This is a genomic window from Paenibacillus qinlingensis, assembly GCF_031455095.1.
In the GTDB taxonomy this organism is placed as follows: domain Bacteria; phylum Bacillota; class Bacilli; order Paenibacillales; family NBRC-103111; genus Paenibacillus_E; species Paenibacillus_E qinlingensis_A.
Genome location: NZ_JAVDSB010000004.1, coordinates 103,638 through 116,682 on the forward strand (window position 1 = coordinate 103,638; position 13,045 = coordinate 116,682).

The 13,045-nt window shown below is 46.4% G+C and carries 11 protein-coding genes; all 11 read right to left on the reverse strand.

What is annotated here, in order from left to right; all coding sequences use genetic code 11:
* Nucleotides 1-7 precede the first annotated feature (7 nt).
* Nucleotides 8-742 (reverse strand): glycerophosphodiester phosphodiesterase, encoded by a 735-nt coding sequence (locus J2736_RS13875; protein ID WP_310499195.1) that lies wholly within the window; start codon nt 740-742, stop codon nt 8-10.
* A 109-nt stretch (nt 743-851) separates the two neighbouring features.
* The gene (locus J2736_RS13880; RefSeq protein ID WP_310499196.1) at nt 852-2,165 is read right to left on the reverse strand and encodes an ABC transporter substrate-binding protein; all 1,314 of its coding nucleotides are present in this window, start codon (nt 2,163-2,165) and stop codon (nt 852-854) included.
* Between the two features lie 66 nt (nt 2,166-2,231).
* Nucleotides 2,232-3,116 carry a carbohydrate ABC transporter permease gene (locus J2736_RS13885; protein ID WP_310499197.1) on the reverse strand — a complete coding sequence of 295 codons (885 nt, stop codon included), beginning with the start codon at nt 3,114-3,116 and terminating at the stop codon, nt 2,232-2,234.
* A gap of 18 nt (nt 3,117-3,134) precedes the next feature.
* Nucleotides 3,135-4,019 (reverse strand): carbohydrate ABC transporter permease, encoded by an 885-nt coding sequence (locus J2736_RS13890; RefSeq protein WP_310499198.1) that lies wholly within the window; start codon nt 4,017-4,019, stop codon nt 3,135-3,137.
* A gap of 210 nt (nt 4,020-4,229) precedes the next feature.
* Entirely contained in the window at nt 4,230-5,633 is a 1,404-nt protein-coding gene (locus J2736_RS13895; RefSeq protein ID WP_310499199.1) for an ADP-ribosylglycohydrolase family protein, read from the reverse strand.
* Nucleotides 5,634-5,716: 83 nt separating this feature from the next.
* Nucleotides 5,717-6,571 carry an AraC family transcriptional regulator gene (locus tag J2736_RS13900; protein ID WP_310499200.1) on the reverse strand — a complete coding sequence of 285 codons (855 nt, stop codon included), beginning with the start codon at nt 6,569-6,571 and terminating at the stop codon, nt 5,717-5,719.
* Between the two features lie 75 nt (nt 6,572-6,646).
* On the reverse strand, nt 6,647-8,248 hold the full coding sequence (locus J2736_RS13905; protein WP_310499201.1) for a response regulator transcription factor: 1,602 nt from the start codon (nt 8,246-8,248) through the stop codon (nt 6,647-6,649).
* A 26-nt stretch (nt 8,249-8,274) separates the two neighbouring features.
* Nucleotides 8,275-10,002 carry a sensor histidine kinase gene (locus tag J2736_RS13910; protein WP_310499202.1) on the reverse strand — a complete coding sequence of 576 codons (1,728 nt, stop codon included), beginning with the start codon at nt 10,000-10,002 and terminating at the stop codon, nt 8,275-8,277.
* A gap of 75 nt (nt 10,003-10,077) precedes the next feature.
* On the reverse strand, nt 10,078-11,097 hold the full coding sequence (locus J2736_RS13915) for a zinc-dependent alcohol dehydrogenase (RefSeq protein WP_310499203.1): 1,020 nt from the start codon (nt 11,095-11,097) through the stop codon (nt 10,078-10,080).
* A gap of 18 nt (nt 11,098-11,115) precedes the next feature.
* Nucleotides 11,116-12,003: a carbohydrate ABC transporter permease gene (locus J2736_RS13920; RefSeq protein WP_310499204.1), complete on the reverse strand. Its 888-nt coding sequence runs from the start codon at nt 12,001-12,003 to the stop codon at nt 11,116-11,118.
* A 36-nt stretch (nt 12,004-12,039) separates the two neighbouring features.
* Nucleotides 12,040-12,999, reverse strand: coding sequence for an ABC transporter permease (locus J2736_RS13925; RefSeq protein WP_310499205.1), 960 nt, complete (start codon nt 12,997-12,999; stop codon nt 12,040-12,042).
* Nucleotides 13,000-13,045: the final 46 nt, after the last annotated feature.

Below are 13,045 nucleotides of genomic sequence, written 5' to 3' on the forward strand. Positions count from 1 at the left end.
CCCTGATCTACTCGACGGAAATGGCGCTGTTTTCTTTACTGGCTAGAGCCATCGACAACTTATCCGGAAAATTAATCGTCATTCCGTCCACCCCGCATGACAAGGCTTTGTGCATCAGCTGTTCACTAAATGCTCCCCATGCTCTAACTTCTAGTCCATGTGCTTTCGCGAGTGCAACACCTTCCGCAGTAATGAACTCAGTGGCTGGGCAAATCTGTTGACAATTAATCTCTTTCACTTGCTCGATAGAAGAAAGATCAATATGTCGGACCAAATGCCCCATTTTGATGGTCGCATCTTTTGCTCGTACGGCCCGAAGACTATCGTATGAAAAGGAAGTAACCGTCACTTGCTCACGGACATCATATTTCTCAATATAGTAGAGCGCTTGCTCCTCTATAAACTTATCTTTTAATTCTAACGCAAACAGCAATGGTTTTCTCCCAAAATAATGAAGAAACTGCTCATAGGAAACTAAGCGTTCCCCTGCATAGCGCGGTGAGTACCACCCTCCCGCATCCAACTGCTGCAGCTCCTCCCACGTATAATCAGAAGGAAGTCCTGTACCATTCGTCGTTCTATTCAACTCATTATCGTGAAACAGAATGACAACGCCATCTTTCGTTATCTTGAGATCCGTTTCGATACCGTTAGCTCCCATCTCGATTCCCTTATAAAATGACGCTAACGTATTCTCCGGGGCATATTCGGAAGCCCCTCTATGTGCAAGATTCACAAACATCCAATAGCACTCCTTTAACATATTAATTTTTGATAGTGATGTCCACATGTAGTAGAAAAAAAGGAATGCTCGCCAATAGGCAGGCACTCCCCAAACCAGTAACCGGTATTTACTTGTAACTTTTCATAAATACGTCAACATCCTGCTGTAGCTTATCAAGCAGCTTTTGCGGATCTGCCTTGCTGTCACCTTCCACAGTTTCCAGAGCGGTTACTAACCCAGACCAAATCAAGGAGTCAGCTGGATGAATAGCTTGTCCATACAAATACTCAATTTGTCCCATATTTGCCTTGAAGCCATCATTTTCCTTCAGCAACTTTTGGAACTCCGGCAAATCTGTGGATGTCTTGCGAATCGGTACATACCCTGATTTCATGCTTGTTTTTGCAGCATTCTCCGTATTCGTCAAGTAAGAAACAAAGGTCCATGAAGCCTTCTGCAATTCATCATTGGACTTGAAGATACCTAAGCTGTTACCGCCAATCGGCGTTGTACGAGATTGAATCATCGGAAGAGGAGCGACGCCTACTGCAAATTTGTCACCTACTTGCTTTTGAGTAGCAGCTAAGGCGGAACCTGATTTGAATAAAATCGCTACTTTACCTGAATTGAAATCTTCTTCAGCTGTCTTGTGCTGATTTGGCGCCATTGCTTTTTGCACATTAACGAGATCTTGGAACGATTTTAATGTCTCTACGGATTCTTTGCTGTTGACAGTAATCTTATTTGCTACAGGATCTACTATTTTCCCACCACGGTTCCAGGTCATTGGCTGTAAGTACCATGGCGTGTCTGCTGCTGTATTAAAGCCCCAAATGTCCGTCTTGCCATCACCGTTCGTGTCCTGCGTCAGCTTCTTTGCCGCTTCCACTAGTTCATTCCAATTATCTGGCGGTTTAACTCCCGCTTTTTCCAGCATCGTCTTGTTATAATACATCACAGGTGTCGAGCTGTTAAAAGGAATCGTCCATAATTTCTCCTTGTATCGGAATCGGTTCCAGAAGGCCGGATAAATATCATCGATATCCTTTTTCTCCATAAACTGCTCAATTGGAATTAACTTTCCACTGTCGGCAATTTGCGGTATCCCGTGTCTTTGACCAAGCTGCACGACATTAGGTAATGAATTAGCTACTACCCCTGCCATGACCTTCTTTGCCATTTCATCGTAGTCACCCATAAATTCAGCTTTGATTTTAATGTTCGGATATTTGGATTCAAACTGCTTAATGTCATCCGCGTAAAGGTCCTTATTTGTTGACCAAAATGTTAGCGTAACTTCCTTAGCTGCTGCAGTCGTGGCAGATGCAGCCGTTGCCTGCTGACTGGATGAGTTGCCTTGATTCACATCCGCTTTCGAAGCACAACCTGCCGCTGTGATAACTGTTACTGCACTCATGATTGTAAGTAGCGTTTTTTTCATAATCTTGTTTATACCTCCTAAGAATATGGAATTCGATAGTTTCGTGTTCATCATCCGTCAAACTGGTTATTTCACTCCGGAATGCATCACCCCTCGAATGAAATACTTTTGAGCCATCATGAACACGACCATAACAGGTAAAATAATGAATGTGGATGCTGCCATCAGCTGTGGCCATTGGGTGCCAAGCTCCTTATCCACCATGTAACGAAGACCGATCTGTACGGTTCTCATGTCTGCGGAATTCGTAATTAATAGTGGCCACAGATAGCTGTTCCACGCCCCAAGGAATGCGAACAGACTTAATGTTGCAAGCACTGTGCCCGATAGCGGTAAAATGATTTGAACCAGAATTCGCAGGTGCGAACAGCCGTCCATTCGCGCAGCTTCCATAAAATCCTTTGGAATCGTGAGAAAGAACTGACGAAGCAAAAATATGCCAAAAACACTGCAAATGCTCGGTATGACTAGACCCGCATAACTGTTCATCCAACCTAATTCTTTAATGACCAAATAGGAAGGAATCATCGTTGCTTCAAATGGAATAATGGTTGTAGCTACGATGGCGATGAACATCACCTTTTTGCCCCGAAACTCAATCCAGGAAAAGGCATAAGCCGCTAGACTGCTTGTGATGATTTGTCCTACAACAGTGCCTATAGACATCACGAAACTGTTTAGAAAGAACCGGCCAAAAGGCGCACTTTTCCATGCCTTAATATAGTTATCCCAGTGCCATTCCTTTGGCAATGAGAGGAATGAGCCTGTGAAGATTTGATCGATTTCCTTAAAGGAGGAAAGAACCATCCATAGGAACGGGATCATCATAACAACAGCTCCGAGCCCTAGAATGAGATATGTGCTTAATACGGAGACATGATCAGATTGCAGTCCCTTCATCATCGAATCGCTTTTCATTTTTGGTGCCGCTAATCTGGTTTGAGAAAACATCGTCTTACCTTCCTTCTTTTATTGGTAGTGTACTTTTTTGCCTAACAGGAGCATTTGCAACAAGACAAGAAGCAGTACAATCCCGAATATGACCATAGAAATGGCTGACGCATACCCCATCTGGAACAATTCAAAGGCATAATGGTACAACTGCACAACAATGAGTTCACTGCTTTTAGCCGGTCCGCCTTGTGTCATGACATCAACCTGCGAAAACGTCTGAAATTGCTCAATGGTTTGCAGAATCAACAACAAGAAAATTGAAGGCGTCAGCAGAGGCAGCTTGATCTTGAAAACCGTCTGCCATTTCGTTGCACCGTCTACCTTGGCAGCTTCCATGACTTGACCATCAATCGATTGAAGACCCGCCAGAAAAATAATGACGCAGTAGCCGATATTCTTCCAAATCGACATGATAGATATCGACAACAGCGAAGTTTTGGTATCGTTCAGCCAGCTCAGCGGCTCGACACCGAACCAGCCCAGGAATTGATTCATCAATCCGTAATCAGGATGGAAGATGAACATCCATACAACGGAAATCGCTACTGTCGAGGTGACCATCGGCATAAAAAACATAGAACGAATCAAAACGATTAATTTCTTAGACCCTCGATCTAACAGCAGCGCAAAGAATAGAGCTATACCTAATGACCCCGGGACCGTGATGAAAGCAAACAGAAACGTCAGTTTTAATGAGTGATAAAACTCATCATTCATGAACATTCTTTCGTAATTATCCAAACCTACAAAGGTAGGATTAGGCCGCAGCATATCCCAGGAAAAGAAACTTAATCCAGCGCTATAGAATATCGGGATCATTACAAACACAATAAGAACAAGAAGCGAAGGCGCGAGAAACAAGTACCCTGCTAGGTTGTTTTTCCATTTTTCCAGTGTCAAAAATGACCATCCTCTCAACTAACAATAATTAGTAAAATAATTTGACTTATTACTTTTTAAGTTTACGAAAGGTTTGTCATCGCGATATTATCGCCTATTTAATAATTTGTAAAAGTCAAAGAAGCCATTACTAATAAAAAGCATGCAAAAAAAGCTCCCCCACTTGCTCGTGGAGAAGCCTTGATCCTGTACACTATTTCCTCTTTGCACTTATTTCGCCAATCCAGCAGCATACTCCTTCGAAATCTTCTTAAATACCTCATAGCTGCGATTGGCACATTCTGAAATCGCAATCGGATGGAATCCTGTCACCTCTGCGTATAACGTATCGTTAAGCGGTTCCGCCCATGACGCAGGAAGCTTATCCGCTCCTAGCTTTGCCCCCATAATCGATCCAACGGTAGCGCCGTTGCAGTCGGTATCCCAGCCCCCTAGCACAGATGTCGTAACAGCTAGTTCAAAATCGTCCTTAGCGAAAATCAGCGAGGCAGCAACTAAAGCTGCATTATTGTTCGTATGGACACAATGATAGTGCTCGAACGCATTCCAAATCCGTTCGACTAAATCTAATTGATCCACCGACGTACGCGCAATTTCCACGGCTTGTCGAATATCATGAGCTAAGCGGCTATTGCTCGGAATTTCGCTGAGTCCAATTTCCACAATGCGTTCATTATCACTTTCGTTAAACGCCGCTGCAATCATAGCAGCCACAAACATTTCCCCATAGATACCGTTCTTCACATGGGAGAAAGAAGCGTCTCGCCAAGCTAAATCAGCGGCCAGTTCCGGATTTCCCGCAGCGCCATATGCCAGCCCATCGGCTCTAATCTGCGCACCAATCCACTCTCGATACGGATTCAACCACGTTCGTACCCAGTCACTCTTCTCTGCCCATTCCTCCGTTTTGTCACCTTGCATATGGGAGGTCACCTGAGCAAAGTTTAAATAAGATTGCGTCTCTGCCGTACATACTTGCTGGTAGCTAAGGTACTTATGCCACAGCTTGCCAATATTCCAGCTATCGAAATCCAACCCTTTTTCCTCCAAAAGAATCAAGCCTAGCACGGTATAACGGATATCATCGTCGGTTTCCATAAACTGAATGTTTTCTTTCCAGCTTTTCTTACACCAGTCATTTATTTTCAAATCATACTCAATTGACGCTCGTGAACTCCCTGGGACATAGCCACGAATCGGCCAAGCATCAGCGCCCTTGAACCATAGCTCAATATTCTTCCATCCGTTTCTTCCGCCACTGCCAAACATAAATAGACCATTCTCAAACGGTTTACCCAGTGCACACCCGATACTACGGCCGAGCCACGCACCTTGAAATTGATTGAGCCATTCCGCTTCCGATTTATCCGCCGGTAATTGCCGAGGTCCTTCAGGCCGCAGCGCACGAATACCAGCCAAGTCGGAAGGTTCCTCAAAAGGGAAATCAGCACGAATTTCAAGCGACATCAACTGACCATAAACCATCATCAGCTTCGCTTCGTCATCTCCGGCCTCAGCCCACTTGTCCTGAAACCCGCTGACATCGCAGCCCTCTTCTCGCCTTTGTACGATTTCTAAACGCACAATATCCTTTAACTTCTCCCAGCCAGCCATCGTAAAACCACCTTTTATGTAAGAATGTAAGCTGATTATACGAATTTACGCCTGCCGAATCTTCTCAATTTCTTTCACACTTCTCAAAATAATTGCTTAACGCCAAATTGTTTACGATATTCCTGAGGGGATAGTCCGGCATCCAGGTTAAAAGCACGATAAAACGAAGCTAAACTCTGGAAGCCGCTGGAAAAACTAATATCTGCGATACTATCAAGGTTCGTGACGAGCTGCTTCTTCGCATCGCTGATCCGCAGCTGTGTCATATACGTCAAGAAGCTAATGCCCGTATGCTCTTTAAAAAACCGACCTGTCCGTGCTGCGCTCCAACCTAAATGAGCGGCAACATCCGTCAGCTGAAGAGGCTCACGAAAGCGTTCTTTGACAAAGAGCATCATTTCTTTGATTTCACGTTGTGAACTGGACATTTTAGCCCATTCCTCTTTACTAAACGAACTCCTGTAATGGCGAAGCAGAATAACACCAAGCTCCAGCAATTTGCAACGTGAAAACGTCAGATAACCCTCCGCTTTCGCATTTAGTTCCTCATAGATCTGTTGAATGAGCACGCCGATTTGCTGAGCAAGCGGTGTTCCTGCTGCAATATGATTCTCAAATCTCTCTGACCGGTAGGCAAATGGCAGCAATAATTTCTCATCTTCTTCAAGGAATAGACTCGGGTCAAAATTCAGAAAAATATATCGGCTCGGATCGTGTTGAGCAGACTGAGCAATATGCAGCTCCGTATTGTTGACAATGAAGACATCACCTTTGCGTACTTCATACTGCTTATTTTCAAAAATAAACTGCCCTTTGCCTTCCTTACAATAACCAATTTCCAAGCTAGAATGGAAATGAAGGGGCTGTGGATACGGCTTCGGACACCAAAGAAAAGCATTAATGGGAATGAGATTGTCATATTCTATTTTCTGCTTCATTTGGTTTACATCCACCTGCTTCATTGATTAAATTTGACGTTACCTAAAACTAGATAAGGCAACCGCATTCAGCGATTACCCCATTTTACTCTTATACTGTGTCGGCGTAACCCCTGTATGACTCTTAAACAACTTGCAGAAATAGCGATAGTCGGAGATGCCGACTGCGCCAGACACTTCATATATTTTCATCGTGGTCCGCTCCAGCATCTCGCTTGCTTTCTCCATACGAACCCGGTTCACGTATTCTAGAAAGTTTTCGCCGATCTCCTGTTTGAACATCTGCCCTGCGTACGAGGGGTGCATATGAACGAGCTTGGCGAGCTCTGCCAGCTGCAAATCCGCTTGATAGTGCTCGCGAATGTAGCGGCACATCCATTGGATCTCTTTGCGTACAGTCACCGGAGGCTGATCTTGCTGATTCCACCATTCGCAGATGGCATCAATGGTTGCCAACCACCACTCGCAGTAGGTGTTCCACGTCGTCAATCGATCGATGCCACTTAACCTAGCAGCGACGGCATCAGGCAGCCGCACAAGCTCAGGTTGCAGCATTTGTCTCGTCAGACGGAGCAAGTCCCCTGGATGAATTGGTGGCGCGCCCAGCGTGATCATCACGGTTACAGCTTCCCGGAAGGCCTCCACATTCTCACGCTGCAAAGCCTTGACGACAGCCGCCGTCCACTCCCTGGACTGCTGCGCATCGAGTCGCCGAAGCACGGTCGAGGGTTTCTCACCCTCCGAATAGAAATACGCAGCCAGCCCATCCCTGCCTTTGCGTATAAGATTAGCTAGCTGTTTCTCTGTCCATCTTAGCTTCCCTAACTCTTCTACAGATCCAATATGAGCGAGGCTTTTCACAGGAGCAAAAGCATGGACTGTATCTTGCGCTATTCTCGCCAGTTGGCTCAAATGAAAGGCAGGAATCTCTCGCTTCGCACCGATTAACAATAATAAATGGGTATGTTGCAGGGGCAGGATAGCCAACCTGTTACCATCGCCTAACATCTGCGCATCCAGTTTGGCTTCAAGTATTTCGGCTAGCTGGCTTTGTAGCTGCAAGGGGTCTTCAAGCGATGTGTCGCCTTGCCCTGAACTCCACGTTACGCGCCAGCCTATCGTTATTCCCGTCACATAACTCGCAGATTCCACACCTGCCAGCCACTCACCGGGCACGGGAAGCCCTTGCATACTTCCATCGCCATCCGTCAGCCGCTCTGTCCATTGGCGCTTCTTGGCCCACTCTTTCTCCCGCTCGAGCTTAAGCTGCATCTCCAGCTTGTGATCAATATCGAGCTCTTGCTCCAAGTCCTCGGCCACCTTACGGCAAGCTTCAAGGATTTGCTCAGGGGTTTGCGCGAGCTTGATTAAGTAGTTATCCACGCCTAATTCAATGGCCTGCCGAGCATATTCAAACTCACCGTAAGCGGTCAAAATAACGATTCGGACGCGCGGCCACCTTTTCCGCACATAAGCAGCTAACTCCAGTCCGTTCATATTCGGCATCGTAATATCCGTAAGCAACAAATGGGGCACTTCCCGCTCGATCATGCTGATTGCTTCTTTGGCACTTGAAGCCGCACCCATGAACGTAAATCCCCCGTCTGACCAAGGAATACGCTGCGCAAAGCGCTCCCTTACCCATTTTTCGTCATCTACCATCAGTATTTTCAGCATGATCGTCTCGTCCCCTCTCCCCGACGCTATCCTTGCTCTCCGGCCGGCAGATGAATCGTCACCGTTAATCCCTCATCCGGTTCATTATGAAAATGCAGCCCGTATGGATACCCGAACGTCATTCGCAGTCGCTCTTGGACATTCCGCATGCCCAAATTGTTTAACCCTTTGTTCGGATTGGCTGCACCTGTCTCCTCTAGCAGCAGCTTCAGCTTATCCGGCGGAATCCCCGGTCCTGTATCGGAAACCTCCAGGACCACTCCGGCTCCCTCATGCGCTTTGCCACATACAATAATATGATTGACCTCTTCCTTACTGAGCCCATAGAAAATACTGTTCTCCACCAACGTAATCAACGTCAGCTTCGGAATCGGCGTGGCATTATAAATCTCTGGTACGGCAATATCCATGACAAAAACGTCCCCATATCTCAGATTCATAATCTGCACGTAATTGTCCAATTGCGCTAATTCATCCTCGACCGTTACAATGTCTCCTACCTTGTCTGTGGAGTATTGCAGCAGGCCCATCAACGAGCGAATCATCTCGCACATCTCCTGCGTTTGCCCCGTTTCCCCCAAACAATAGATCGCATTGAGCGTATTATTTAAAAAATGGGGATGAATCTGCGATTGCAGCACCTTGAGCTCGTGATGCCGCTTCTTTTCTTCCGCTACGCGCAAATCGTCAAACAAGGACTGGATGTCATCCATCATGCCGTTAAAACCATTGGCAATATGCGTAAACTCATCATTGCGTTTGAGCTTAATGCGAGCCTCTAGCTCCCCGCGCGCCGCTGCCTTGAATTGCCTTGTAATCGCGGTTACAGGTTTGCGAATATAGTTCGTAATCCAGACGGATAGGATGAAAGCAAGGATAATGGCCATAAACAACACAAAGACCAATTGCTCCTTGAGTGACTCTAGTAAAGGAAATGCTTGCGACTCCTCAATAACGGAGAAAACGAACCAATCCCAGCGATTTTGATTAGAACTAAGAACCATATAGTTGCCAAATGAGGTGTGAACGGTGTTAAAGGAAGTACCGCTTTGCTGCGTAAGTACCTGTAACGCCTCTTTCATTTCCAAATGATTGAGATACGTCTTCGGGTACGCTAGGTAGGTGTTTGTGGAGAGGTAATCGCCTTGGCCTGTAAACAGATAAATACGCCGCTGATTGTCCGGATCGTCTTGGATAATTTGCGGTCCAGTCAGTGCATTTAAGTTGACATCCATGGCTACCACTCGCCGGCTGTCGATTTGCTTAGCGACTGTGAGGACGAAGTGGTCATTGATTGTATGAGGAGGGCTCCACCAGAAGCCCGTTTTACTCGTTTGATTGGTGATTTCCGCTATTCGTTCTGCCGGGACGTAAACACGATAACCATACGGAGAGGAGATCCGTACCGTGTTATCTTCGATCACATAAATACTGGCGATCTCCTCCTGATGATAGGACAACACATTTTCCATGAGTTGGACGAAATCTTTTTCCCCCATATTAGAGAGGACTGGCGTGGAGAGAAAAATCAATTGTGTTTGTATATTATTCATTAGGGTTTTAATATAATTTTCGACTTGAACGACAGAGCCTTGCAGTACTTTTTCGTTGTTTTGCTTGATAGGTTCGAATAGACGTTGGTAGCTGAACACGCCGATCACCAGAAACAGCACGATAACCGACATGAAGGTAAGAATGAAAAGCTTGGTGGAGACGCTGGAGATGAAGTTAGTTCTTCTAAGCCGACGAAACATGCCAGATCCCCCTATACCCTACAATCCCTGATTTGAAACTCCTATATGTAGTATAGAAAAATAATAGCCATTTAACTAGCATTCATTGCTAGAATCGCCATAACGGACAACAACGCCCAGCACTTGCTGTGGCGCATTACGGTATAAGTCATAAGCCTCTCTAATACGCTCCAATGGCAAAATGTGCGAGATCAAAGGCGCGATGTTCAGCTTCTTCTCAGCCAAAAGACGAATATACTCCGCCATGTTGCGTCCCTCGGTCCAACGCACAAGTCCAATTGGATAGTCGATGCCTTTCTTCTCGTAATCTTCCAGATATCTGCCAGGTCCTCCTGCACGGGAGATGAGGATTTGCGCTTCCTTTTGAAACATCAGTTCCCGATTGAACGTCATGCTTACATCACCCACGATAACAATCTTTCCCTTATCGCGGATCCAGCCCAACGCCTTATCGATCATCTCGCTGTTGCCGCCACCGACACATAGAATGACAGCATCTACACCTGCTCCTCCGGTAATGTCCGGAAGATTACGTATCATGTCATCTTCGTTGTTGTAAACCAGCGGTGTGCCGAAGGCTGTAAGCTTCTCCGCACGCTCGGTTACACGATCGATGCCGATCACGATGTTCGCCGACGCTTGGGCAATTTGGCACACCATCTGCCCCAGTATGCCTAAGCCAACAACGAGAACGGACTCGCCAAATCGCAGATCAGCCTGCCGTAAAGCATGAATAGCAATAGCGCCGAGCCCTACATGAGCCGCTTCTTGGGCATCCACTTGCTGGGGCAAGGGGACCACCAGATGCTTCGGGACTTTGAGAAGCTCGGCATGACGGACAAACGGCGACCCGTAGCAGGCGACGCGGTCCCCTTTTTTCACATGCGTAATACCTGCTCCAACTTCCTTAGCCTGACCCATGGCACTATAGCCTAAGAAAATCGGCTCGTTCGATTGGATGTCCTTCAGCATCATTTCGGTTCCTGGACTGATCGCAGAATATGCCGTTTCCACTAACACGTAGTTGGCTTCTAACGCCGGCTCCTCCAGTTCCATGATTTCCACGGTGCCTGCTCGTGCAATGACTGCTCTCATAGCTGTACCAATCCTCCATTACCCCTTAATTGAACCCAGCAATGCGCCTTTTACAAAATACTTTTGCAAAAAAGGATAAATTATTAATAGCGGTAATGTTGCCACAACGACGACGGCCATTTTGATCGTTTCTGGCGGCAGGGCATCCAGTACGAGTGAATTAATCGACAGCTCTGTCGAGACATTCGGCGTTTGAATCATACTCCGGAGCACGACTTGCATCGGCATGAGCGATTTGTCAGAGAGATAGAAAATCCCTTTAAAATATTCATTCCAATGGGTAACGCCGTAGAACAGACCAATTGTCGCCATAATCGGTGCAGACAAAGGGAGGACAATGCGGAACAACGTTGCTAATTCGCCACATCCATCAACTCGCGCAGCTTCCTCCACCTCCGCAGGGAGATTCTCGAAGTAGGTTTTGACAATCAACAAATTAAACGTAGATACCATACCAGGTATCACGAGTGCCCAGACCGAATCGTATAAGCCAAGGCTGCGCACCAAAATATAAAGCGGGATAATCCCTCCACTGAAAATCATCGTAAACACGAGCGCCATCAGGATAAAATTGCGGCCTGGCACCGACTTTTTAGATAAGGGATAGGCCAGCAGGGTCGTCACAATTAGATTCAGCGTCGTCCCTACGACCGTGATGAATACGGTGATTTTCAAGGCTTGCGGGATCCGTGGTGAACCGAATATTTCTTTGTAAGCTTGTAAAGTAATATGCTCAGGCCAGATGACGAAACCGCCGTTTTTCATAACTTCCACATAGGGTGTAATGGAGACGATAGCCACATAGTAGAGCGGGAATAACGTGATCAAGGCGAAAAAGCCCAGGACTGTATAAATCCCCACATCTACCGCATGATCCCCTTTGGTTTTATGACTCACAAAAGACATGCGAATCGCCTCCTACACCCTCGTTGTCGTATACCGTTACCATATGCCAGAGCCTCCCATTTTCTTAGCAAGCCTGTTTGCGCCAATCACGAGCACGAGTCCAATAACCGATTTGAACACACCCATGGCTGCAGCCACACCAAACTCAAGACGCTCAAAACCGTAGCGATACACCCACGTATCCACAATATCTCCAACATCATAGACACGCGCATTTAAAAAGATGAAAACCTGATCGAAGCCTGCATCCAAGATGCCGCCAATCCGAATAATCAGCAGGAGCACGAAAACATCACGGATACCCGGCAACGTAATATGCCAGAGCTGACGCCAGCGTCCTGCACCATCCACGACGGCAGCTTCATAAAGTTCCTGGTTGATGGATGCTAGAGCCGCTAAGTAAATAATCGCTCCGAATCCGGTATTTTTCCAAATTTCTGTAAGTACTATCAAAGGTCTGAAGAAGTCCTTATTCGTTAATAAATCAATGGATCCCCAACCCATATCGCGTACGAAGGTACTGATTAAACCAGAGCCTGGGGCGAGGAAGGAGAATGCTAAACCATACACAATAACCCACGACAGAAAATAGGGGCCGTACGTAATCGTTTGTACAGCGCGCTTAAACCATCTGACCCGGACCTCATTTAACATCAGGGCAAGGATCACATCCGGCACCATGCTGCCAACGATTTTATAAAGACTGATCAATAAGGTGTTTCGCATAATGCGCACAAATTCAGGATTGTCAAAGATGATACGAAAATTATCAAAACCCACCCACGGACTTCCCCAGATGCCCTTCATGAGGTTGTAGTCTTGGAATGCAATCAAAGCTCCCACCATCGGGGCGTAGTGAAACAGTGCATAATAGACCAACCCAGGGATCATCATGAGGTAAAACCATCTGCTCAGATATAGGCTGCGTAGCTTGCCCTGCCTCATCGGGCGTGTAACGGTAGGTTTCTCTTGTCTTACAGCTATGGTTTCCGCCATCGCCATCTCCTCCTAGTTGTCTAATCCAGTTAGAAGGCAGAAGGAA

What these genes read in the sequence shown, in the direction of transcription:
- J2736_RS13875 (WP_310499195.1), bottom strand. Translation starts at nt 742, where the DNA reads ATGTTTGTGAATCTTGCACATAGAGGGGCTTCCGAATATGCCCCGGAG.
- J2736_RS13880 (WP_310499196.1), bottom strand. Translation starts at nt 2,165, where the DNA reads ATGAAAAAAACGCTACTTACAATCATGAGTGCAGTAACAGTTATCACA.
- J2736_RS13885 (WP_310499197.1), bottom strand. Translation starts at nt 3,116, where the DNA reads ATGTTTTCTCAAACCAGATTAGCGGCACCAAAAATGAAAAGCGATTCG.
- J2736_RS13895 (WP_310499199.1), bottom strand. Translation starts at nt 5,633, where the DNA reads ATGGCTGGCTGGGAGAAGTTAAAGGATATTGTGCGTTTAGAAATCGTA.
- J2736_RS13900 (WP_310499200.1), bottom strand. Translation starts at nt 6,571, where the DNA reads ATGAAGCAGAAAATAGAATATGACAATCTCATTCCCATTAATGCTTTT.
- J2736_RS13905 (WP_310499201.1), bottom strand. Translation starts at nt 8,248, where the DNA reads ATGCTGAAAATACTGATGGTAGATGACGAAAAATGGGTAAGGGAGCGC.
- J2736_RS13910 (WP_310499202.1), bottom strand. Translation starts at nt 10,002, where the DNA reads ATGTTTCGTCGGCTTAGAAGAACTAACTTCATCTCCAGCGTCTCCACC.
- J2736_RS13915 (WP_310499203.1), bottom strand. Translation starts at nt 11,097, where the DNA reads ATGAGAGCAGTCATTGCACGAGCAGGCACCGTGGAAATCATGGAACTG.
- J2736_RS13920 (WP_310499204.1), bottom strand. Translation starts at nt 12,003, where the DNA reads ATGTCTTTTGTGAGTCATAAAACCAAAGGGGATCATGCGGTAGATGTG.
- J2736_RS13925 (WP_310499205.1), bottom strand. Translation starts at nt 12,999, where the DNA reads ATGGCGGAAACCATAGCTGTAAGACAAGAGAAACCTACCGTTACACGC.